The 22,628-nt window shown below is 56.0% G+C and carries 15 protein-coding genes and 2 pseudogenes; 9 read left to right on the forward strand and 8 right to left on the reverse strand.

The window, feature by feature from the left end; translation table 11 throughout:
• Positions 1 to 44 precede the first annotated feature (44 nt).
• From SC318_RS03520 to SC318_RS03530, 3 genes are all read right to left on the reverse strand, one after another.
• Positions 45 to 1,214 (reverse strand): hypothetical protein, encoded by a 1,170-nt coding sequence (locus SC318_RS03520; protein WP_320429673.1) that lies wholly within the window; start codon positions 1,212 to 1,214, stop codon positions 45 to 47.
• 122 nt (positions 1,215 to 1,336) lie between these two features.
• Positions 1,337 to 3,037 carry an acid phosphatase gene (gene acpA / locus SC318_RS03525; protein WP_320429674.1) on the reverse strand — a complete coding sequence of 567 codons (1,701 nt, stop codon included), beginning with the start codon at positions 3,035 to 3,037 and terminating at the stop codon, positions 1,337 to 1,339.
• A gap of 139 nt (positions 3,038 to 3,176) precedes the next feature.
• A complete protein-coding gene (locus tag SC318_RS03530; RefSeq protein ID WP_124384995.1) occupies positions 3,177 to 4,595 on the reverse strand; it encodes a short-chain fatty acid transporter in 1,419 nt (472 codons plus the stop codon).
• Between the two features lie 185 nt (positions 4,596 to 4,780).
• On the opposite strand from SC318_RS03530, the gene SC318_RS03535 reads away from it, so the two are divergent.
• Positions 4,781 to 6,070, forward strand: a complete 1,290-nt coding sequence (locus SC318_RS03535) for an MFS transporter (protein ID WP_320429675.1) — start codon at positions 4,781 to 4,783, stop codon at positions 6,068 to 6,070.
• Positions 6,071 to 6,073: 3 nt separating this feature from the next.
• Here SC318_RS03535 and SC318_RS03540 read toward each other — a convergent pair whose 3' ends face one another.
• Entirely contained in the window at positions 6,074 to 7,444 is a 1,371-nt protein-coding gene (locus tag SC318_RS03540) for a GntT/GntP/DsdX family permease (RefSeq protein WP_320429676.1), read from the reverse strand.
• Between the two features lie 343 nt (positions 7,445 to 7,787).
• On the opposite strand from SC318_RS03540, the pseudogene SC318_RS26950 reads away from it, so the two are divergent.
• The 3 genes and pseudogenes from SC318_RS26950 to SC318_RS03550 all read left to right on the forward strand — a co-directional run.
• A pseudogene (locus SC318_RS26950) lies at positions 7,788 to 8,474 on the forward strand (PAS domain-containing protein); the annotation flags it as partial.
• A gap of 108 nt (positions 8,475 to 8,582) precedes the next feature.
• Positions 8,583 to 9,014 (forward strand): annotated as a pseudogene (locus SC318_RS26955) (methyl-accepting chemotaxis protein); the annotation flags it as partial.
• A 59-nt stretch (positions 9,015 to 9,073) separates the two neighbouring features.
• Positions 9,074 to 9,649: a flavin reductase family protein gene (locus SC318_RS03550; protein ID WP_320429678.1), complete on the forward strand. Its 576-nt coding sequence runs from the start codon at positions 9,074 to 9,076 to the stop codon at positions 9,647 to 9,649.
• 100 nt (positions 9,650 to 9,749) lie between these two features.
• Here the strand turns inward: SC318_RS03550 and SC318_RS03555 are convergent, their stop codons facing one another.
• Both SC318_RS03555 and SC318_RS03560 read right to left on the reverse strand, forming a co-directional pair.
• Positions 9,750 to 9,986, reverse strand: a complete 237-nt coding sequence (locus SC318_RS03555; RefSeq protein ID WP_003188310.1) for a hypothetical protein — start codon at positions 9,984 to 9,986, stop codon at positions 9,750 to 9,752.
• A gap of 452 nt (positions 9,987 to 10,438) precedes the next feature.
• The gene (locus SC318_RS03560) at positions 10,439 to 11,248 is read right to left on the reverse strand and encodes an AraC family transcriptional regulator (protein WP_320429679.1); all 810 of its coding nucleotides are present in this window, start codon (positions 11,246 to 11,248) and stop codon (positions 10,439 to 10,441) included.
• Between the two features lie 144 nt (positions 11,249 to 11,392).
• Between SC318_RS03560 and ddlA the strand changes: the two genes are divergently transcribed.
• The gene (gene ddlA / locus SC318_RS03565; protein ID WP_320429680.1) at positions 11,393 to 12,487 is read left to right on the forward strand and encodes a D-alanine--D-alanine ligase; all 1,095 of its coding nucleotides are present in this window, start codon (positions 11,393 to 11,395) and stop codon (positions 12,485 to 12,487) included.
• Positions 12,488 to 12,537: 50 nt separating this feature from the next.
• Here the strand turns inward: ddlA and ggt are convergent, their stop codons facing one another.
• Complete coding sequence (gene ggt, locus SC318_RS03570; RefSeq protein ID WP_320429681.1) at positions 12,538 to 14,367, reverse strand: gamma-glutamyltransferase; 1,830 nt, start codon at positions 14,365 to 14,367, stop codon at positions 12,538 to 12,540.
• 367 nt (positions 14,368 to 14,734) lie between these two features.
• Complete coding sequence (locus SC318_RS03575; RefSeq protein ID WP_017478639.1) at positions 14,735 to 14,956, reverse strand: hypothetical protein; 222 nt, start codon at positions 14,954 to 14,956, stop codon at positions 14,735 to 14,737.
• Between the two features lie 496 nt (positions 14,957 to 15,452).
• On the opposite strand from SC318_RS03575, the gene SC318_RS03580 reads away from it, so the two are divergent.
• From SC318_RS03580 to SC318_RS03595, 4 genes are all read left to right on the forward strand, one after another.
• On the forward strand, positions 15,453 to 16,001 hold the full coding sequence (locus tag SC318_RS03580; RefSeq protein ID WP_320429683.1) for a hypothetical protein: 549 nt from the start codon (positions 15,453 to 15,455) through the stop codon (positions 15,999 to 16,001).
• 854 nt (positions 16,002 to 16,855) lie between these two features.
• Positions 16,856 to 19,282, forward strand: coding sequence for an ABC-three component system protein (locus SC318_RS03585; protein ID WP_320429684.1), 2,427 nt, complete (start codon positions 16,856 to 16,858; stop codon positions 19,280 to 19,282).
• Positions 19,275 to 19,820 carry a hypothetical protein gene (locus SC318_RS03590; protein ID WP_320429685.1) on the forward strand — a complete coding sequence of 182 codons (546 nt, stop codon included), beginning with the start codon at positions 19,275 to 19,277 and terminating at the stop codon, positions 19,818 to 19,820. The genes SC318_RS03585 and SC318_RS03590 overlap by 8 nt, the downstream gene beginning before the upstream one ends.
• Complete coding sequence (locus tag SC318_RS03595) at positions 19,813 to 22,566, forward strand: AAA family ATPase (protein WP_320429686.1); 2,754 nt, start codon at positions 19,813 to 19,815, stop codon at positions 22,564 to 22,566. Before SC318_RS03590 ends, SC318_RS03595 begins: the two co-directional genes overlap by 8 nt.
• Positions 22,567 to 22,628 lie beyond the last annotated feature (62 nt).

The raw sequence follows: 22,628 nt of genomic DNA on the forward strand, positions 1-22,628 counted from the left end.
GGCGATTTCTACTGTCAAATCTGACAGTAGAAATCGGTGCTGCTTCATAGCGCAGGTGGCGCGAGGACGGGGGCTGGTGCCGCACTGCGCAGCTGCTTCAATTGGGCCTTGATGCTGGGCGTGGCGCATTTGGCGTTGGCCTGCTCCGGGCTCAGGTTGCGCACCGAGGTGTAGAACAGCTCGCAGGTCTGCTCCTTGCGCGTGACCTGCCAGGTGTTCATGCACGCCTTGAGCAAGACATTCGCGTCGCTGGCGGGTTTCTGGCCCATGCCGGCTTGCCAGCAGGCGGCGCTCAGGTCCTGGCCCATCACTTTCAAGCCGGCCTCATCGGCCTTCTGCTCATTACCTTCATAAGTGTCCGGGCTGGCGGCATACCAGATGTAGCTCGGGTGGTTGGCGCCAAGTACCGAGACTGGCTTGCCCGGCTCCGGGTTGATCTGCGCCAGGCCCAGCACCGCCACTGTTTGCCCGTATTGCTGCTTGATCCAACTGCGCACCGGTGCGCCGAAGGCCACCATGGGCAATGAACCGTTGGAGCGCAGGCTCAGCTCCTTGACCATGCGGGTCTGGTAGTCGGTGAAATAGCTGTAGACGGCTTCCAGGTCCTTACCTGCATTGGAGGGCGCGGCGATGGGGGCGATATCGATGATGGTCTGATAGGCCGGGGTTTCGCTGGCGGGAATGCCGTTACTGGTAAGCAAGGTTGCCCAGCGGTCGGTGGTGGCCGATTCCAGATAATCCTGGGCCTGGGTCAGCGAATAATCCGGCGGAAAATGCAGCAGTTCGATGCTTTTGCGGTTTTCCAGGGCCATGCCCAGCGGCAGGAACAGATACCAGTTATACGCCCACTTGCCGTCGCTGTTGAGCCGGGTGGCGCCCTGGTAAGCGAGGTCGGCAGTATTGAGCAGCGCTGTCAGGGGCTGGCCGTAGCCCTCCGGCACGCCGCTGAAGGTTGCCGCGACCTGGCCGTCATGCACCTTGACGCTGACTTTGGCCCGGCTGTAGCCGTCCCGCTGCAGGCTCTGGTTCAGATAATGCTCGGCGGTCTGTTCCAGCGTCCAGGGCCGAAAGCAGATGACGTTGCAGTTATTGGGGAACGCAAACAGCTGGGTGACGCGCTGCGTGCTGCCCAATGGCACTTCGATATCGGCCTGTACGACCGCACTGGCCAGCAGTGCGGCCAGGGTCACGGACAGCCTGGTCGATTTGAACATAGTTGGTTCCTTGTCAGCGAAAGCCCGTCTGCGCGGGATGAAAGCCCACCTTCACACAGTAGCGGCTGACCAGAAAAATCGCGTGCTAAATCGCCGGGCGTGTCGCGAATGGATAAGTAAACCTACACGCTGAACTGCAAGGCGTTACTCAAATCACCCATGGGTTTCTGGCCGCGGGCGATCATCGCCTCATCCCTCTGCTTGAGGCCGTCCAGGGTCTCCAACTGAAACACACGGGTGATCAAGCGCAGGATCGAAGCGGTGTCGTAGACCGTATGGTCAACCGTGCCTTTGCGTGCGAACGGCGACACCACCAGGGCCGGAACCCGCGTGCCCGGGCCCCAGCGGTCGCCTTTGGGCGGTGCTACGTGGTCCCACCAGCCGCCGTTTTCATCGACGGTCACCACCACCACCATGTTGTTCCACTGCGGGCTTTCCTGCAGCACCTTCAAGGCGCGGACGATATGGCGGTCGCCCGAGGCCACATCGGCATAGCCGGCGTGCATGTTCAGGTTGCCCTGGGGCTTGTAGAAACTCACGGCAGGCAGCTTGCCCGCTTCGGCGTCGGCGAAGAACCGGTTGGTGCTCGACTCATCGCCCAGCCCGCCGTCGCGCAGGCGTTTGTCGCGCTCCGCACGGTTTTCCGGGCCTTGCTGCTTGAAGTAATTGAAGGGTTGATGGTGATACTGGAAGTTCGGAATCTTGGGGATGCCGCCCGAGTCCTTGAATTGATCCAGAGTGGCTTGCCACGCGCCAGCGTACCAGGCCCAGTCGACGTTCTTTTTCGAGAGCTTGTCGCCAATGTGTTCATGGGTCTGTGGCACCAGCACATTGGGCAGGTCCGGTTTGGAAAAGTCCGGGTTTTGCGGGTCGCGGATCCAGGTCGGCCAGTAAGGCGGAGCCAGCGTATTGACCGCGTAACCGTCAGGCGTCAAGGCACTGGGGCCGAACTGCGGCGGTCCGGCCATGGCACTGGCCGGCGAAGCGTCCAGGGGCTTGAGGCGGGTGTCGGTGGGGTCGTCGCTTTGCAGCGTGGCGATCTGCGCCTTGGCCACCGACTGCGCGGCATTGGGATAGGTCGGCGCGGTGGCGCTGATCAGGTACTGATGGTTAAGAAACGAGCCACCAAACGCACCCTGGAAAAAGTTGTCGCACAGCACGAACTCCTTAGCCACATCCCACAGGCGCAGGGAGTAGCGGCTCTGGGCGTAATGGCCCATCACCAGGCCACCGGAATCGCCCCAGGCCACGAAGCGGTCGTTCTTGCCACCGTTGATCTGCATCTGGTTCTGGTAGAACACATGCCACAAGTCCCGGGTCACCAGGCTCAGCGGCAAGTCTTCGGCATTCGGGCCTTTGAGGGCGAACGGTGCGTTGGGCAGGTTTTCCTGAAATTGCACCGCGCTCGGGTAGGTCACGCCATCCACGCTTTGCGGGCCCGCCTGCAACACGCCGCCCCAGGTCGGGGGGAGGGTGGTCAATACGCTGCCGTCGCGGTCGCGCTGCTGAAAGTCGGCAGTGGAAAGCGCCGAGAGAGGCTTCTCCAGTCCGGGGAAGTGCGCGAACAAATTGTTGAAACTGCGGTTCTCGGCGTAGATCACCACCACGGTCTTCACATTCTCGCGCAAGGCCTTGTCCAGCTCCTGGGGCGAGAGCGGCCGTGGCACCGGCTTACCCGGTGTCTGGCTCGCGTTGCCGCAGGCACTCAAGCTCGCACCTACCCCCAGCACCGCCGCGCCGCCCAGGAATCGCCGGCGGCTCGTGTCTACCGGCGATTGGGTGTTGGAATCGGAAGTCGGGCGGTCTTCGGGCGCGTCAGTCATTGCGGGGGAATCCTTGGCGAGATGTTGCAAGATATTTCGCAGGACGGTAGCAATGGAATGTGACGAAATTAAGGCAGCTACAAGTTCCAAGCCTCAAGCAGCAAGCTTGAAGCTAAAAACTTGCAGCTTGAGGCTGCTTTTAAGGCATCACCGGCGGCAAATACTTCAACGTTGTTCCCAATGCCCACAACAGGAACAACACCAGCGGCGTGTGCACCAGCAGCTGCACGAACGAAAAGCCGATCAAATCCCTCGCCTTGAGCCCCAACACCCCGAGCAGCGGCAACATATAGAACGGGTTGATCAAGTTCGGCAGCGCTTCGGCCGCGTTGTAGATCTGCACCGCCCAGCCCAGGTGATATTGCAGGTCGTTGGCCACTTGCATCACGTAGGGCGCTTCGATGATCCACTTGCCGCCGCCGGACGGGATGAAGAAGCCCAGCACCGCCGAGTACACGCCCATCAGCAGGGCGTAGGTGTCGTGGGACGCGATGGAGGTGAAGAACAGCGAGATATGGTGCGCCAGGGTCTGCCCGTCGCCGCCTTTGACCACGGTCATCAGCGCCGCAATCGAGCCGTACAGCGGGAACTGGATCAGCACGCCGGTGGTGGTCGGCACGGCGCGGGCCACCGCGTCGAGGAAGCTGCGCGGGCGCCAGTGCAGCAGCGCGCCGACCATGATGAACAGAAAGTTATAGGTGTTGAGCCCCGAGATGGCGCTGATGGCCGGTTTGGTCGAAAACTCGTGGAACAACCAACCGGCCGCCAGCAACGCCAGCAGGATCGTCAGCAGTGGGCTGTGCTCCAGCCATTCGCCGGGTCGGGTCGGGGCCTGCAGCTTGGGCAGATTGAACGCGGGGTCGACGCCGCAGGCTTTGGCATCCCGTGCACTGTTCGGGCCCGGTGCGGTGGCATAGGCGATGATCAGCGACACGATGATCAGCGCCAGCAGCATCACACCGGATTGCCACAAAAAGATGGTTTCGGTAAACGGGATCATTCCGGTGATCGCCAGGATCGAGGGCGGCAAGCTGGCCGGGTTGGCCTGCAACTGCGCGGCCGAGGACGACAACCCCAGCGCCCACACCGCGCCCAGGCCCAGATAGGCAGCCGCGCCAGCGGCACGGTAGTCCATGCGCAGGTCCGTGCGCCGCGCCAGTGCGCGCACCAGCAAACCGCCGAACACCAGGGACAGGCCCCAGTTGAGCAGCGACGCCACCATGGAAATCAGCGCAACCCAGGCCACCGCCGAGCGACCGTTGCGGGGGATGCGTGCCAGGCGGTCAATCAGTTTCACCGCAGGCGGCGAACTGGCGACCACATAGCCACCGATCACCACAAAGGCCATCTGCATGGTGAATGGAATCAGGCTCCAGAACCCGTCACCAAACGCTTTGGCGGCTTCGGTGGGCGCAGCGCCCATGCCCAGGGTGGCCACCGCGACGATGATCACGGCAAGGGCGGCGAACACCCAGGAGTCCGGAAACCAGCGCTCGGCGAAGTTGGAGCAGCGCAGGGCGAATCGGGCATAGCGGCTTTCTTCGATAGCATCGGCCACGAGTCTTTCCTCTTGTATTTATTATGGGGTTGGCAGTTTTTCGGCATGTTCCTCTACGCTCATTGATTTGTGAATGTAGTTATCTTCATCGATCAATGAGTAAAACAAATATATCCGCCGCGATTGCCAGGATCCGGTTCAACTCATAACCTGCACGCCATTTTGTCTGTCTGCCGAGCTTGTACATGACTGCCACCGTTTCTTCACAGGCGCAGCGCTTTTCCCGCTCCGACTACAAAACCCTGGGCCTGGCCGCCCTCGGTGGCGCCTTGGAAATCTACGATTTCATTATCTTCGTGTTCTTCGCGCTGACCCTCAGCCAACTGTTCTTCCCCCCGGAAATGCCCGAGTGGCTGCGGCTGCTGCAAAGCTTCGGCATCTTCGTCACCGGCTACCTCGCACGTCCGCTGGGCGGCATCCTGATGGCGCACTTTGCCGACCACCTGGGACGCAAGCGTGTGTTCAGCCTGAGCATCCTGATGATGGCCTTGCCCTGCCTGCTGATCGGGATCATGCCGACCTACGCGCAAATCGGCTATTTCGCACCGCTGATCCTGCTGGTGCTGCGCGTCTTGCAAGGCGCTGCGGTAGGCGGTGAAGTGCCCAGCGCCTGGACCTTCGTCGCCGAACACGCCCCGCGCAGTCATCGCGGCTATGCCTTGGGGTTCCTGCAAGCGGGCCTGACGTTCGGCTACTTGCTGGGCGCACTCACGGCTACGTTGCTTGCACAGGTGTTTACCCCGGCCGAAATTCTCGACTACGCCTGGCGCTTGCCGTTCCTGCTTGGCGGCGTATTTGGCGTGATCGGCGTATGGCTGCGTCGCTGGCTCAGCGAAACTCCGGTGTTCCTCGAAATGCAGGCTCGCCGCCAGGCTGCCGCCGAACTGCCGCTGCGCACCATATTGCGCGACCACCGCGCCGTGTTGCTGCCGGCGATGATCCTCACCTGTGTGCTCACCTCGGCGGTGGTGGTGCTCGTCGTCATCACCCCGACCATGATGCAGAAAACCTTCGGCATGAGCCCCAGCCACACCTTTGCCCTGAGCGCGTTGGGGATTGTGTTCCTCAACATCGGCTGCGTATTGGCGGGCCTGCTGGTGGACCGTATTGGCGCCTGGCGCGCGGTGCTGGTCTACAGCCTGCTGCTGCCGGTCGGGGTGTTTATGCTGTACGCCAGCCTGATCAGCGGCGGTATCTGGCTGGGCGCGGCGTATGCCGTGGCAGGCTTGAGCTGCGGTGTGGTGGGCGCGGTGCCGTCGGTGATGGTCGGCCTCTTTCCGGCGCAGGTGCGGGTGTCGGGAATTTCCTTCACCTACAACATTGCCTATGCGCTCTGGGCGAGCATTACGCCGCTGATACTGATTGCGTTGATGCCCACGAGTCCGTGGATCTGCGTGGGCTATTGCGTGGTGATGGGCGCGGTGGGGGCCGGGAGTGCGGCGCTGTTCGGCAAGCGCCACACCCTGGTTGGCTGAGGCTCAGGTCAGCAAGTGCCAGAGCAGCAATGTACCGACCAGCCCGACCACCGAAACGATGGTCTGCAACGCTGACCACACCCAGATCGTCTGCTTGAGCTGCAAACCAAAGTACTCGCGCACCATCCAGAATCCGGCGTCATTGACGTGGCAGAAGAACACCGAGCCTGCGCCAATGGCCAGCGCCACCAGTGAACTCTGGGTCGCCGCGAGCCCGGCCATCATCGGCGCGAGAATGCCCGCCGTGGTAGTGGTAGCGACGGTGGCCGAGCCGGTGGCCTGGCGCAGTGCCACAGCGATCAGCCAGGCCAGCAACAGGTACGGCATGTGTGCGCCTTCGGCGACCTTGCTGATGGTCTGGCTCACGCCCGCGTCGAGCAGCGTTTGCTTGAGGCCGCCACCGGCGCCGATGGTCAGCAGCAACACGGCGATGGGCGCGAGGGCTTTGCGCAGGGTGTTGCCGACATCGGCGCGTGGCATGCCGGCGGCCCAGCCCAGACAGATCACCGCGGCGATCACCGCCAGCCCGAGGGCGATCAGCGGTTCGCCGAGGAATTTCAAGGTCAGGCCGACCGTGCTTTGCGCAGGCAACGCGACTTTGGCCAGGGTGCTGCCGAGCATCAAAATCACCGGCAACAGAATAATCAGCAGTGACACGCCAAAGCTCGGCTGACGCGGCGCTTTGGGCGGTGCACTGAACAGCGCGCCGATCTCGGCCGGTTCATCCACGTGCAGGCGCTTGGACAGCCAGTTGCCATACAGCGGCCCGGCCAGGATCACGGCCGGCATCGCCAGGCAAAAGCCCAGCAACATGGTCAGGCCCAAGTCGGCGTGCAACGCGCCTACGGCAATCAGTGGCCCAGGGTGAGGTGGCATCAAGGCATGCAGGGTGGTCATGCCGGCCAGTGCGGGGATGGCGATTTTCAGCAACGGCTGGTTCGAACGTTTGGCCATCACAAAGATGATCGGCACCATCATCACCAAGCCCACTTCGAAGAACAGCGGCAGGCCGATCACCATGGCGACCAACGCCATCACCCACGGCAAGGACTTGCCTTTGCCCAGCCCGAGCAACGTGGTAGCGATACGGTCCGCCGCGCCGGATTCGGCCATCAGCGCGCCGAGCATCGCGCCCAGGGCAATGATGATCCCGGCTTCACCGAGAATCGCCCCGGCGCCTTTGCTGAACGCCTTGGCCACTTCTTCCGGGGGCAGCCCGGCGCCGACCCCGGCAATAAAGGTGCCGATCAGGATCGACAGGAACGGCGGCAACTTGGTCGCGCTGATCAGCACGATGATGCTGGCAATCGCCAGCAGTACGCAGAACATCAAGCGGGTGTCGTGAACCATCCACGCGGCAGTCGATAACTCCAAGACGGGACTCCTTATCGAGCAGGTTGGCTAATATGTTTCTTTTTGTTTCAGCCAGAAAAGCATACCTGATACCGCGCCAGCCAAGTGCAACGGGCCTTTTTGGTGCAAGGCGCAACCCAGTGCTGAGGGGATTCGAATGGAAGCTCAAGGATGCCGAAAATATAATTCGGCCAGTGCCCGAAGCCCTCTTCAGAAAAAACCCGCAGCGCCGATGCAGATTTAGACCCCCTCCCCACTTGCCTATCGGTGCCCCATGTTCAATACCCGCCTGAAGCAGGAGCTGTCGGCTCTTCGCGAAGAATTGTCGAGCTTGCACCAGGTTAAACAGAGCCTGGAAAGCGAAATGCTCTGTCTGACGCTGAACCCCGATGGCCGAGTGGAGTGGGCGAATGCCAACTTCCTGCAGGAACTGGTCTACCCGTTGAGCGAGATTCAGGGGCGGCCAATCGAAGAGCTGGTGCCGGCCCACATTCGCCAGGACCCATTTCAGTTGCGTTTCAAACAGGCGCTGACACGTGGCGAACATTTCGCTGGCGCGGTGCGGCTCATGCGCGGCAATGGCAAAGAGGCGTGGCTACGCTCGGTCGTACAACCGGTGCGCAGTTCGGACGGGCGCATCAAGCATTTTTCGATCTATTCCAGCGACCTCACGCGCACCATCGAAAGTTCGCGTGAACATCAAAACCTGATCACTGCACTGATGCGCTCCACCGCGTTGATCGAATTCGACCTGGACGGGCAAGTGCTCACCGCCAATGACCGCTTCCTCGGCGCTATGGGCTACAGCCTGGCGCAGATCCAGGGTAAGCATCACCGTATGTTCTGCGAGCCGCAGGAGTACAACAGCCCGGATTACCAGCAGTTCTGGAAGCGCCTGAACGCCGGCGAGTTCGTCGCGGCGCGCTTCAAACGTGTGGACAGTCATGGCCGTGCGGTGTGGTTGGAAGCCACCTATAACCCGGTGGCGGACGCTAATGAGCGGCTGTACAAAGTGGTCAAGTTCGCCACGGTGATCACCGACCAGGTCGACCGCGAGCAGGCAGTGGCCGATGCCGCCAACATCGCTTACAGCACCTCCCTGCAAACTGATGACAGCGCCCAGCGCGGTAACACCGTGGTGACCCAGGCGGTGGACGTGATGCGCGACCTGGCCCAGCACATGCAGCAGGCCGGCGAGGGTATCGAGGCGTTGAATGCTCAGTCCCAGGTGATCGGCAGCATCGTCAAGACCATCAGCGGCATCGCCGAACAGACCAACCTGCTGGCGCTCAACGCGGCCATCGAAGCGGCGCGTGCTGGGGAGCAGGGGCGTGGCTTTGCGGTGGTGGCCGATGAAGTGCGGCAACTGGCGTCACGCACCAGCAAAGCCACCGAGGAAATTGTCGGTGTGGTGCGCCAGAACCAGGACATGGCCCGCGACGCGGTGGCCTTGATGGCAGATGGACGTGCGCAAGCCGAGCAGGGCCTGGCCCTGGCGGCCGAGGCGGGCACGGTGATTGTGGAGATTCAAGACGGTGCGCAAAAAGTGGTAAGCGCCGTCGGACAATTCGCCAATCAGCTGTCGAGCTGACCTGTAGGGCCCAGGCTTGAGGTATCGTAGGTTTTTCCTCGTACCAAGAGCCGATCCCCATGAGCCCTACTCACCGTCGTCCCGTCCCATTGTCCAAGGCCTACCGCTTGCTCAACCATGGGCCGACGGTGCTGGTCAGCGCGGCGCATAACGGCCAGCGCAATATCATGGCCGCTGCCTGGGCCATGCCGCTGGATTTTGATCCGCCCAAAGTCGCGGTCGTTCTGGACAAGGCCACCTGGACCCGTCAGCTGCTCGAAGGCGCCGGCACCTTCGTGCTCCAGGTGCCTTGCGTCGCGCAGGCCGACCTGGTGCAAACGGTCGGCAACACCAGCGGCGCCGAAACCGACAAATTCGCCGCCTACGGCCTGCACAGCTTCAGCGGTGAACACACCGAGGCGCCGATGCTGGAAGGTTGCGTGGCCTGGTTGGAGTGCCGCCTGCTGCCTGAGCCGCATAATCAGCAGACCTATGACCTGTTCCTGGGCGAAGTAGTCGCGGCCTATGCTGATGAGCGGGTATTCAGCGAGGGCCGTTGGCATTTTGAAGGGCATGATGAACTGCGCACGTTGCACCATGTGGCAGGTGGGAATTTCCTGGCCATTGGCCAACCGGTTGTCGGGCACCAGCTCTGACCAAGGGGGCAGGCCCAGTCGAGCGAGCGCAATGCTCAAAGCAGCGAAGACCAACTGTGGGAGCAGGCAAGCCAGCTCCCACATGGGTTTGTGATGTTTTTCAGGTTCGTGGCATGCACTCGATGGTGCGGTTTACCACGGTCTTGGCCATCTCCAGCAAGTGCCAGGCGGCATGGATTCGGGCGCGGTCGTGGGGTTGCAGGTGATCGCAACAGTCCCACACCGTGGCCGATGCGCTGTTGATCAGATGGGAAATATAGAGTTGAGCGTCTTCGAAGCTGAGCTCTTCATTGACGACTAGGCAATCCATGGGTGGATCGGGAAGTGCTTTGGTCATGGTGTAACTCCTATTGAGCAAGGGAGCGACCACCTAGGCTGCTAAACGTAAGGTGGCAGCTGTACGCGGGTTAGCAGACCGGTCAATAGGAAAACCGGCGCACCCGAAAGTGCCCCGCGCACAGCCACCATAAACGTATAGGTGAACCTGTGCCTATTGAGTTCGGGCTGCTAAACCCGATCACTGAAATCCAGCGACGGACCGAAGACTAGCCATCGATTCCAACAGGCACAAGGCGGCGGGGATTGTCTCGGAAACGTCCTGCAATTTAAAGGGACACGGCTTGCTGGCCCTTTACAAACCATGACCCAATGCCAGCAATGCCACCTTATTCCAAAATGTGGGAGGGGGCTTGCTCCCGATAGCGGTGTGTCAGCCAGCCTATTTGTCGCTGATACACCGCTATCGGGAGCAAGCCCCCTCCCACATTTGAATGCATTCCAAGTCTTGGATCAGCGCCCGAGCATCTTCACCCAGCGCGACGGCGGCATGCCGTAGGTGCTGCGAAACTGTCGGGTCATGTGGCTTTGGTCACTGAAGCCGGCAGTCATCGCCGCGTCCACCAGTGGCTGGCCCTGGGCCAATAAGTGGCGCACCAGGTCCAGCCGGCGCATGGTCAGGTAGCGGTAGGGGCTGGTGCCGAACAGTAAGCGAAAATCTCGCGACAACGCCCAGCGATCACGCTCGGCATGCTCGGCCATTTCATCCAGGGTGATGCTGCGGCCCAGGGCGCTGTGGATAAATTCCCGGGCACGTTCGGCGGCAACGTAGTCGAAGGAGGTGCGCTTGGCGATTGCGCCGCTGGCATCGCTCAGCGCCTGGGCCACGTCGAACATCGCGTCCTGCTCCTGCATCGGGTCGATCGGGCAATCCAGGCTTTGCAGCAACACTTCGCTGGCGCGATGCAGCCGAGGGTCGGTGGACACACCACCCGGTATGAACGGCAACGGCTTGCCGCCGAGGATCTGCTGGATCAGCGCCGGCTCCACGTAAATCATCCGGTACTTGAAGCCTTCTGCGCTGCCCGCGCGGCCATCGTGAATTTCATCGGGGTGGATGACCATGGTAGTGCCGGGCAAGCTATGGGTCATGCCGCCGCGATAATGAAAACTCTGCACACCGAACAACGTGCGGCCGATGGCGTAGGTATCATGGCGATGGGGGTCGAACGCAAAGCCGGCAAAGTACGCCTCGATACGGTCCAGGCCGCTGGCGTGCGGGGCGCGGTGCAGCCAGTCGAGGGTGTGGGTAGGGTTGCCCATGGTGACTTGTCACAAAAGGAGGTGGAAACACGTTAACCCAGTCTGTATGCGTTGTCTGCCGGGGTCTTGCACGATCGTGCAGAGGCTGGCAAACCACCGATTGTCCGTGGTAAGAAGCCTTACTTTCAACAGCGAGGCCGGGTCATGGACAAGGTGCGGGTAGGGATTATTTTTGGTGGCCGTTCGGCCGAGCATGAAGTGTCGTTGCAGTCGGCGCGCAACATCGTCGACGCGCTTGACCGTTCGCGCTACGAGCCGGTTCTGATCGGTATCGACAAGGCCGGTCACTGGCACCTCAATGACACCTCGAACTTCCTGATCAACCAGGAAAACCCGGCGCTGATTGCCCTCAACCAGTCCAGCCGTGAACTGGCGGTGGTGCCCGGCAAAGCCAGCCAGCAAGTGGTTGAGACATCAGGCCAGGGCGCGCTGCAACACATCGACGTGATCTTTCCCATCGTTCACGGCACCCTTGGCGAGGACGGTTGCCTGCAAGGCCTGCTGCGCATGGCGGACCTGCCCTTCGTCGGCTCGGACGTGCTGGGCTCGGCGGTGTGCATGGACAAGGACATCAGCAAACGCCTGCTGCGCGACGCGGGCATTGCCGTCACCCCGTTCATCACGCTGACCCGCGCCAATGCGGCGCGCACCTCCTTTGCGGCGGCAGCAGGCAAGCTCGGCTTGCCGATGTTCGTCAAACCGGCCAACCAGGGATCGTCAGTGGGCGTGAGCAAGGTCGGCAGCGAAGCCGAGTACCACGCGGCGGTCGAACTGGCCTTGGGTTTCGATGAAAAAGTGCTGGTGGAATCCGCGGTCCAGGGCCGCGAGATCGAATGCGCCGTGCTCGGCAACGAAAACCCCATCGCCAGCGGCTGCGGCGAGATCGTGGTCAGCAGCGGCTTCTATTCCTATGACAGCAAATACATCGATGCCCACGCCGCCCAGGTGGTGGTGCCGGCGGACATCAGCCATCAAGCCAGCGAGCGCATTCGCAGCCTGGCGATTGAAGCCTTCCAGGTGTTGGGATGCGCGGGGTTGGCGCGGGTCGATGTGTTCCTCACCGACGACGGTGAAGTGCTGATCAACGAAATCAACTCGCTGCCCGGTTTCACCCGCATCAGCATGTACCCCAAGTTGTGGCAGGCGGCCGGCATGAGTTACAGCGAACTGGTCAGCCGCCTGATCGAGCTGGCGCTGGAACGGCATGCCGCGCGCAAGGGCTTGAAGATCAACCGCTGAACCGTCTGCGTGGTGGCGAGGGAGCCCGTTCCCCCGCCACACAGGATGAATCAATCGCCCAATGCTTCGCCTTCGCGGCGCGGGTCGGCACCGCCGCTCAGCGACACCTTGCCTTGAGCATCACGCGTGCGAACGATGGCCTGGACGCCGCTGGTCATCTCTATTTCGCTCAACTCATGGCCCTTGCGCTTCAATGCCTGCTTCACATCCTGGCTGAACAACCCGGCTTCCAGTTCGGTCGCGCCGTTGCGGCTGCCGAAATTGGGCAGGTTGATGGCCGCTTGCGGGTCGAGTTTCCAGTCGAGCATGGCCACCAGTGACTTGCTCACGTATTCGATGATCTGCGAGCCGCCCGGCGAACCCACCGTGGCCAGCAACTCACCGCTCTGACGGTCGAACACCAGCGTCGGTGCCATGGCAGAGCGCGGACGTTTGCCGGGCTGCACGCGGTTGGCGACGGGCTGGCCGTTTTCTTCGGCGATGAACGAGAAGTCGGTCATCTGGTTATTCAGCAAAAAGCCCTGGACCATCAAGTGGGAACCGAACGCCGCTTCCACCGTGGTGGTCATCGATACGGCGCCGCCCTGGTCATCCACGGCCACCACCTGGGAAGTCGAGATGCGCAGCGGCGAACGGTCTGGCGCATAGGCGACCTGGATGCCCGCCGGCTGGCCTGGCTTGGCCACGCCCATGCTGCGCTCACCGATCAGTGCGGCGCGCCGGGTCAGGTAATCGGGGGCGACGAGGCCGGCCACCGGCACCGGCGTAAAGTCCGCATCGGCCACGTAAAGCGCGCGGTCAGCGAAGGCCAGGCGCCCGGCTTCGGCGATCAGGTGCACGGCTTCAGGCGCTGGTTCAAGCCCGGCGGGGGAAGGGCTCTGGGTTGGCGTCATCGGCGCGATGGCCTGGCGCGGGTCACGGGCTTGCAGCGCCTGCAGCGTTCCCAGGATCTGCGCCACAGCGATGCCACCCGATGATGGCGGCGGCATGCCGCACACCTTCCATTGTTTGTAGTCGGTACACAACGGCGTGCGTTCCTTGGCGACGTAGCCCTTGAGGTCGGCCTGAGACAGGCTGCCGGCGTTGCGATGGCCCTGCACCTTGCGTGCGATCTCATCGGCAATCGGGCCGTGGTACAGCGCATCCGGTCCCTCCTTGGCGATACGTTTGAACACCTTGGCCAGCGCCGGGTTTTTCAACAGGGTGCCGGTGGCTTTTGGCGACCCGTCGGCATTCAGAAAGTAGGCTGCCATGTCGGGTGACTGCGCGATAAAGCGGTCTGCGGCGATCAAGCTGTGCAAGCGCGGCGATATCGCGAAGCCCTGTTCAGACAAACGAATCGCCGGTTCGAACAGCTTGGCCCATTGCAGGTGGCCGGTCTTGCTGTGCGCCATTTCCAAGGCCCGCAGCACACCTGGCGTGCCCACCGAACGCCCGCCAATCTGCGCGTCGGTGAACGCCATTGGCGTGCCGTCGGCGTTCAGGAACAAGCGCTCGGTAGCCCCGGCCGGGGCGGTTTCACGACCGTCATAGGCGTGCACTCGTTCGCCGTCCCACAGCATGATGAAGGCACCACCGCCGATGCCGGAGGATTGCGGTTCCACCAGCGTCAGCACCGCTTGCATGGCGATGGCCGCATCGATTGCCGAGCCGCCCTGGCGCAACATCTCGCGCCCGGCTTCGGCGGCCAGTGGGTTGGCGGCGGCAGCCATATGCCGCTCGGCGTGGCGGGTAGTGAGGTCGGTGCGATAGCCCGACCCCAGCTCCGGTGCGGGCGGTTGTTCTTTGATCGCGGTGTGGCAGCCGGCCAGGGCGAGGGTGATGGCAGCTAGTGACAGTCGACGACGGGAAATAAAAAGCACGCGCTGAACTCCGTTCATTGTGAGAATGATCTGGTCTTCCTGTCGGGGGACTTTAGCGCAGCAGAGGAGGGATTTATGCACCGAAGATTAGAGAATTGGTCCCACGCGCAGCGTGACGTGATCGACCATTTTCCCACCCAGGGTAAACAGCAGGCATAAAAAAACGGCCTACCTTTCGGTAAGCCGTTTTTAGTACTTGGTGGCTACACAGTCATTTGAACTGATCGTGTAGAGCGCTGTATTTAAAGGGTTTTGTGCGGTGTCTATCGGTTAGGCATACATGTAGGCATACACGCTGCTTGCTTCTGCCTACAGATGTAGTGGTATTCCCGCTAGGTAAAGCACCACCAGTTGGTAGGTGATGTGTAGCCATTCGGCCAGGTAGTCACTTCTTTGTCCGACCTTCTGCCGACAGTGAGGCGAGGGCAAGGGTGATGAATCCTGCATTCCCATCCAGGGTTTCTAGTGCCCCTCGGATGTTCTGTGCCACTTCTGTAGATCCTCTTTGCTCAACCCAGTTTGACAATTCCTCGATAGCTGCCCCCAGCGCCAGTTGGTTTTCATTCATGCGCTTGAGTAATGACGCAAGCAAAGGGATGTCTTCCATGGTGTTCTCCCGCCGTGTTGTCAGGTAGTCAATCTATCTCGAGCCGGTCGCATTGCATATCAGCTGTCCTCAACACCTGGTCATCAGGAATCACGCTGATCATCTTGACTCACCAGAGGCCAACAATGGGGTGTAGGCCAATTTGGAAAGGCAGCATGAGAGCACACATCCAGCCCCCCCTCCAAAACTGGTGTAACCGGTGTTACGAGTGTAACGCCCTTTCCAAAACGCCCGGTTTCATTGGCTTTCACGCCTGTTACACAGTTGAGTGACGTAGCGTACATCTGATGTAACGCTGCCCGTGCGTGTAACGCTAAAGTCAGCATCCCGATGTTGTGGGCAGGCTAGCTGGAGGACATGTACGGCAAGGTATTCCGTCGCTATATGTTGCTGATAAACGAAGCGGTCCCGCGCCTTTGGAAGGTCACGCCTCTGTAACGGAGGGGTAGGTAGTGTCATGATTCGACGGAAATGAACTTCGCAGCCAGGCAAATCTATGACCGATACGCCGCAACATCAGCTTCTTGCTGGGCTGCCGGGTGATGGCCCTCTTCCTCTCCAGTTCAGTGCAACCGGCCAAGGGCAGCACAGTGAGGGGATCGTTATCAGGTTCTTGCCGGAAGGGATGCCTTCTTGGGTGGGGAACTTCCAACCCGGTTTTTGCCGCTTCAACTGTGTGTTGGAAGTGGAGTCGAGTTTTCACGTGATCGTAGTTGCCGGTGGTCAGGGTTACATCGTGGACGTTCGTAACGGACTGCTCTTGAAGCACTTCGGTGGGGATATTGAGAATTTGATCAGCATTCCAGAGCTGGGTAGCACCCTCGTTTCAAATGGGCTGTGGCTTAGGCTTTTCAAAGGAGACGCTGAGGTCTGGTGCACTGAGCGTTTGTCTTTAGATGGGATTAGGGATATCCAAGTTTCTCTCGCTGATGGGTTCATTACGGGGGATGGTTGGTACTTGGAGGACTCTTGGTATCCGTTCAAAGTCTGCATTTCCACCGGGGAGGCCACAGGAGGAGCTTTCGAGTCACTTGACTTCAGCTAGCCAGCCTCCCCATTCCAAGAGGATCAACGCCGGGGACCCTGGCGGTTTTCGAGGGACACGGGGCATGAAACCCGCGGGATCGAGTTAGTGGGAGGCGTTGGAAGTTACTGAAATTTCAATCGTTGAAATTGAAAGGATCTTGAAGAAAAAGGGCCATCGTTACAGCTTCGGTAAAGGTGGCCGTATCTGTTGCTGATAATGAACGCCTGCGTGGCGTCAACCATGGTGATGGGTGTCAACCACGTCAACCTGTCAACCGACGTAGGAAATATTGCCGCTAACACGATCCCGCGGGTTTCCTACCCCGTATATGCTTCTTCTGCTCAGGGGCCCAGGCTCCCGCAGGAATCTCTTCGCTGGTGGAACTCATTCCCGATGGGGGGCGGGGTAGACACGTAAGGATCTGGGGTGACGTGAGTTATTAAGTAATTGAATTTATTGATTTTTATTTGTATTTGCACCGCATAATTATTCCAATGCGTTTGGTGTCACAACCAAAATTGGTGTTACAACGACGTTTTCAAATTTGAGCAGACCGTAGGCCGCAATCATTATTTTCATCGTCGTAACAGACAGAAATCGAGAAATGGCGGGCGGGAGTCATATGTGGGCTAGCCGGCCAGTGTCTTTAATAAATTAAGACGAACGTAGGCAAAGGAGCGCTGCACCAGACCTAAGGGGCCTCAGGCTCGGGGATTGACATACCGAATCAACGCGATACGACATTTCTTTGATATGCGCCGATAGTGCTACCTACATATAAAAGCTCAGTGAAGCTGATAGGATGGCAAAAAATAATCACTGGGCATGACTACCCGAAGTGCGCGAGATCAGTCCAAGGAGCGGTGTTTTCAATGAAGGAATTACGCGAGTTACTGCTGAAGCCTACGCAGGATGTAGCGGATCGGAAAAAAGCTTTGAAAAAGAGACCCAATGCATTCGCATTTGATGCCGGGCAGCTTCCATTTGAGCGTCTCGGAGATGCTCAGTTCGAGCTTCTTTTATCTGATATTTACAATGAGTTAGCGGGCTCTGATTCCCATAGCTGGTATGACGGCGCAAGACGGATGAATGACGGTGCGGACGGTGGGCGCGATGTCATATTAACGCATCAGGGAGTGTCGGTTGGCATCATCCAATGTAAAAGGTTGAAGTCTAATATAGGACTACCCCAGTTTATTCCGGAAATATGCAAGTTTTTTCTAAACTCAGTTCTTGAGCCAAAGCTAATTTCAGCTGATGGGAAAGAGTTCTTTTATATATTGGCAGTTGCAGAAAGCACAACTGCTGCACTCATGACGTTCCTGGACGGCACTGGAGTAGAAAGATTTGACGCGTTAAGGTCTACTTTTGAGCAGGAAGCTTTAAAGGTAAAAGATAAATATGTAAAGCTCAAGAATAGTGAAGAGCTTAAGGGGATTACCTCGGGCGCTCAGCTATGTGATTTGTTTTGGGCAAGGATGATTGCAACCAAAACAATACTCCATCGCAAAGAAGATTTGTCAAGGTTAGTTGCTGATAAAGATAAAATTAAGTCTACATATTTTAAGCTGGATACAGTTGGCGGGGCCACAACGCAAGAAATTGAGACACTTCTTAACAATGTTTTGGGTAGTAGAGGATTAAGTCGGGGAGTAGGGGATGTAGAATTAGCTGCGAAAATTAGAACAGCATATATAGAATGTAATCTGAATCATAATGGTCGATTCAATGTGGCTGTTGTACAAGGTTCCGGCAACAGCGTAGAGGCTACTATTCGAGGCTTGCTTGAAGAGCCAGGCTCAAAATTGAAGCATCACTTTGGATCGCGTGTTTCTGTCATAATGTGTGGGTCGTCGGCTCTCACAGCGGATAAATGGTCGGTTTGCAATAAATTAGTAGAGGATTACACTTCGCCAGTAGTGCTGATGGTGGGGTGCGGATACGTAGACGGTTTGACTCTCCTTAAATGGAAAAATGAGGATCAAGAAAGCAAAGTTTGGATAGACCCTGAGTGGGAGCCCGCTTCCGGCTGTAATTATCGCGCAGGCTGGTGCTGGGTTAAACTAAGTGATGAGGAAACGAAGTGTTATATTTTAGTTGAGAATAACCCACTAGATACAGCGCTTGATCATGGTAATGTTTCGCTGAGGTTGGCATTTGAAGATGTCGTTGTTTGGCCGATACTTGGTGATGATTTTGTAGCTCCTATATCTGAGTCAAAGTCCCAGTTGAGAAGAGTTTATCTGGGGCAAAGAGAGGATGCGTTATTACGCCCGAATGTTTTACTGGTGTCTCATAATACCAATGCAACTGAGACGTCTTTTGAAAGTTCATTATCTGATTATCATGCGCTGAGGCAGAATTCTAAGGTCGCTTTGGTCGTTTCAAATAGCGGCCAAGTTAGAGATTATGGTATTTGGAAGAACGTAACGGGTTTTTTTCCAACAGCTGAACTATCAAACGTAACGACCAAAGCGCCAACGAACAGTCCGTGCGGAAATTTGATGCGCAGGATCTCGCCAGGCGCGTTGTTGGCTGAATTAGCCTGGGACAACACCGGGCACACTTTAGTTGTTTCTCGCGCCTTTCCTTATAGATTTAAAGATCATGGCATATGCTCTGACTTGAGCAGCGAAGAAGTAGAGCTTTCTCAGCTCATAAGTAAATATCCTGCTACTGTAGATATGACGGTTCCCGTTCATTCCGAGCTGGAAATATTACAAGAGCTAGTGGAGTCAGGAGCATTTCAAGCTAGTGGGGTTTTTACTTACTCTACTATGCATGGTGTAAAACCCGGGGCAGCTTTTCTACCCAGTCATATATATGACCATGGCGAGTGTGTTATGGGTACTGTGCATGCACTTTGTTATCTCAAATCTCAATCCAATACCCATTGGCAGTACGAGAAGTACTGTAGTGGCCAACTAAAATACGTTTCGGACTCAGGGTATACCGCTAATATTCTCGGCTGGAGTAACTATACTTACAGTGTTCGGTCGATGGAAGCTGATATAGTAGATTGGGCGAAGCAACCCGGCGAGCATCCCGAGCTGATTGTTTTTTGGAAAGGGAAAGGTCGTATACCTGATGTCGGAATAAAACCCTCAGAGCGCGGTCGCTTCAATATAACGTATGCCGCAGATGAAGAGAATAATATTACGTATCCTACGCTTGCCAGAAAAGCATTCGTCTTTGGAATAGATGAGGTTGAATCGTATTATTCCGAGCTGGATTCGAGCAAGTCACCTTCTTCATTGATGGAAGATATAGTTGCGCGAAAGGAGAAGTTGGATGTTTGATCAGCTATTGGTGGATATAGAAATTCGCGCTGTGGACGCTGGTTTCACAGCGAAAAAATTACAAATTGCTGAATTTGATGAGCTGGAAATTGCCAATGTTTATTGGGAATCTAATTTTGCTTCTATCTTGCTCATCAATCTGATGGGTTTGGAATATGGTGAGTCAGTTAAAAAAATTATAATTTCTGAAGCTTTGCTTGATAAGGTTCTCGTTGGAAGAGAAAGATCAGGAATAGTTATAGATGGCTATTTGATTCTTGCAGTTGATTCAGAGATGCATGATTTAAAAAGTTTTATAGCGGATGCTGAAAAAAATACAAGATTTGTCAGGAAACATGTCGTTGTAAAATACCCGGATCAATGGCAGAGAGTAGAGAGAGTTACATCTCTGGGAATAGCAACAGTAGCGAGTGTTGCACAGTTTACGATTAACCCGACACTCGATCCGAAAGCCAAAAAGCTAATGGATGAGATTGAATTGTATGGAAGTTTGGCAACGGCTGAAGCTCATTCTAAGGAGTGGAATCTAAATGAATAGCAATTTGTCGATTCGTTTGCTCTCCATCACTGTCAGTAATTTTCGAGGAATCCCTGGTACGATTACGATTCCTCTAGATACTCCCCTGATCGTGATCCACGCAGCAAATGGAACTGGGAAAAGTTCGATTTGCTACGCTATAGAATGGCTTCTTACGGGTGTTGTGAATGACGTTAGTACACACGAACTTCCATGCCAGTGGGGAAAAGGTAGAATGGAGGTCTCAGCAGAGTGCTTAATTGGACAAACTCGCTACGAATTGCGAAGGTATGGGCGGACTTTGACTTTAAAGGCAGGTAATGAGGTAAATAAAATTACCGATGCCGACCTGTTAGAAATGCTTACGCCGGATTCAGTAGGAGGAAAAAACCAAAAGGTTTCGAAAAATGTAAAACGTAATTGGTTAAGGAGTAGTCGCTGGCTGTATTCAAATGCATTAGCACTATTGGTTGATAATAGTCGAGCATCTGATAGGGAACAAATATTTGCTGACATACTTGGTTTTGGGCATTTGACGCACGCATTGCAAAAAATCACCGATTATCGTAATGCCCTACCAAGTATAAAGGGTGTAGAAGCAAAGCTTTCTAATATTCGACAAGAAATAGCAGGGCTGACTGCTAAAGTCAATGACACGCTTCTAACAAATCATGAGTTTGAAGCTATGATTCACAGCAGTCTTGAACGTCTTGGTTTGCCGCCCGCGTCTGAATTCGCTGAAATAAAGGATAGATTGAAAGAAACTAAAAAGCTAGTTGAGAAAGGTAGGATTCAGTTAGCAGATAAAATAGTTTCTTTAAATAAAATTTATGCTGAGTGGGATAGCTATCACCAACATCAAAAACACTTGGAAGTATCGCGTAGTCAATTAGAAAGTTTACATGAGCGGAAAGCTGATCTAGAAAAAACTGTCTCAACTAACGACCTCGAGATGTCAAAGATTTTACCTGATTTTGATGCGGCAGCTAGAACCGTAAGGTGGGCAGATGAACAGCTTGCAAAGTTAGAGCCTTGCTCGGCATTGATTGGTGAAGGTGTAGCCAAAAAATATTTCGATGCTAACCCAACATCCGCATTTGATGTTAGAGGTGTGTTTGCAGAGCTGAGCTGGTCTGATGGTCAGCGAGATGTTTGGAGGCAATCACTCAATTACTTGTTAAGTAATGTTGCGGACATTAATGCGCTGTTTATTCAAAGAAATGAAATTGTTGCGAGGTCGCAAGAAATTAAGCCAGTTGAAGGCTTGAGTTATCTTGAGGCACAAGCTAGCCAGGCTAGTAAAAAAAGAGAAACATCAGAGGCCGATTTTAAGAAATTATCTTCGGCAGCAGAGCAATTGAGGTCATTAGGGCGCTCTTTAGTTCACTCTCACAATGATACTTTATGTCCTTTGTGTAGTCATGATTGGAAAACGCATCAAGAACTTATTGCAGTAGTAACTATTCAAAGTGATTCGATTTCGCCCCTAGTTGCTCATCTTCATGACCAGCTTGTAGCTGATAGGGCAAATGAGGAGATTGCTCTCAAAGAGTTTAGGGCTGGTAAAGTTAAAGCTGAAATTTACCAAATGCATATACAGCGTCTTAATAGTGTTGAGCAGCAATTAAGGCAGCATGAAAAACTTTCTAATTGTTTGGGAGTAATGAAGGCGCCTGATCTATCAGGTGTTACTGTCCAAAGCATCGAAATCTGGTTTGATCGTTTACGTGTTGCTACCTCGTTGAGCAAGTGTCTCGAAACCTTGGAGTATGTTGAAATTACATTCTTGCCCGAGGGCGAGTTATCACTCCTAGGGCGCTTTATGAGTTGTATTGATAGGGTGAAGCGCTATAGAACCCATTATTCTAGCCAAGAGGGTGTGCTGACTAGAGCTCGTAATGAGTTGCAGGGCGGGCGCGAGCTATTGACGGTTCAACTTAATCAGGTAAATGTTGAAATTAGTAACTGGACTAAAAACCTTCAGTCTTCTGTGGAAAATAGCAGTGTGTTAACTTCTGCTTGGAACTCTCTGGCTCCGGGGCAGGCCGTCACACTGGATAATTATACTAAAATTCATCAGCGACTCGAAAACGAGAAGGCGATAACACAAAAGAGTCTAGAGGATTTAGCCCGTGCAGAGGCTTCTGTAAATATCAATGACGATATTAAAGCGCTTGAGATTCTGCAAGGTGAAGAAAAGTTGGTCAGTAATAAGCTTAACAAAGGGGCTCATTATTTTAGCGAGGCTGAGAGGATAATATCTATATATCGAGCGCATATTAGGTCGCTTTCCATCTCGTGCTTAGGTCCCGTATTGAAACCAGCCGCTGAACTTTTTTCACGTATGCATGCTAATGAAGTTTATAAGGGGCTTAGTATCTCTGAGGGTAGTGATGTCCTCCGCTGGACTGCAATTGCAGAGGGGCACGAAGATCAACCAATTGACGCTGAAGCCCGGTTCAGTCAAGGGCAGCGTCAGGATCTTGCATTGTCTTTGTATTTAGCGCGTGCGAGAACCGTTGGTGGCACTTTCTTTTTGGATGAGCCGATTGCTCATTTAGATGATTTAAACAGAGTCGCCATGCTAGATATATTTCGGTTGCTCGCCACGACTATGCCTAATTTGGGCCTGATCTTAACTACTTCAAGTGACGCGCTAGCTCGACATATCTCTCAAAAATTCTCGACGCCAGATACCCGCCACTTATTACGAACCATTCGATTGGATGGTAATCCAAGAAATGGTATTAAGATTGATATCGATTGACGGGCATTGGGGCCGCCTGGTGGTTATTATGGTCAATTAGGAGGGAGTAAGAAGACTTGCAG

Source organism: Pseudomonas sp. MUP55, assembly GCF_034043515.1.
Classification (GTDB): domain Bacteria; phylum Pseudomonadota; class Gammaproteobacteria; order Pseudomonadales; family Pseudomonadaceae; genus Aquipseudomonas.

Coding starts and splice junctions, on each gene's coding strand:
- SC318_RS03520 (WP_320429673.1), bottom strand. CDS start 1,214: ATGTTCAAATCGACCAGGCTGTCCGTGACCCTGGCCGCACTGCTGGCC.
- acpA (WP_320429674.1), bottom strand. CDS start 3,037: ATGACTGACGCGCCCGAAGACCGCCCGACTTCCGATTCCAACACCCAA.
- SC318_RS03535 (WP_320429675.1), top strand. CDS start 4,781: ATGACTGCCACCGTTTCTTCACAGGCGCAGCGCTTTTCCCGCTCCGAC.
- SC318_RS03550 (WP_320429678.1), top strand. CDS start 9,074: ATGAGCCCTACTCACCGTCGTCCCGTCCCATTGTCCAAGGCCTACCGC.
- SC318_RS03555 (WP_003188310.1), bottom strand. CDS start 9,986: ATGACCAAAGCACTTCCCGATCCACCCATGGATTGCCTAGTCGTCAAT.
- SC318_RS03560 (WP_320429679.1), bottom strand. CDS start 11,248: ATGGGCAACCCTACCCACACCCTCGACTGGCTGCACCGCGCCCCGCAC.
- ddlA (WP_320429680.1), top strand. CDS start 11,393: ATGGACAAGGTGCGGGTAGGGATTATTTTTGGTGGCCGTTCGGCCGAG.
- ggt (WP_320429681.1), bottom strand. CDS start 14,367: ATGAACGGAGTTCAGCGCGTGCTTTTTATTTCCCGTCGTCGACTGTCA.
- SC318_RS03575 (WP_017478639.1), bottom strand. CDS start 14,956: ATGGAAGACATCCCTTTGCTTGCGTCATTACTCAAGCGCATGAATGAA.
- SC318_RS03580 (WP_320429683.1), top strand. CDS start 15,453: ATGACCGATACGCCGCAACATCAGCTTCTTGCTGGGCTGCCGGGTGAT.
- SC318_RS03585 (WP_320429684.1), top strand. CDS start 16,856: ATGAAGGAATTACGCGAGTTACTGCTGAAGCCTACGCAGGATGTAGCG.
- SC318_RS03590 (WP_320429685.1), top strand. CDS start 19,275: ATGTTTGATCAGCTATTGGTGGATATAGAAATTCGCGCTGTGGACGCT.
- SC318_RS03595 (WP_320429686.1), top strand. CDS start 19,813: ATGAATAGCAATTTGTCGATTCGTTTGCTCTCCATCACTGTCAGTAAT.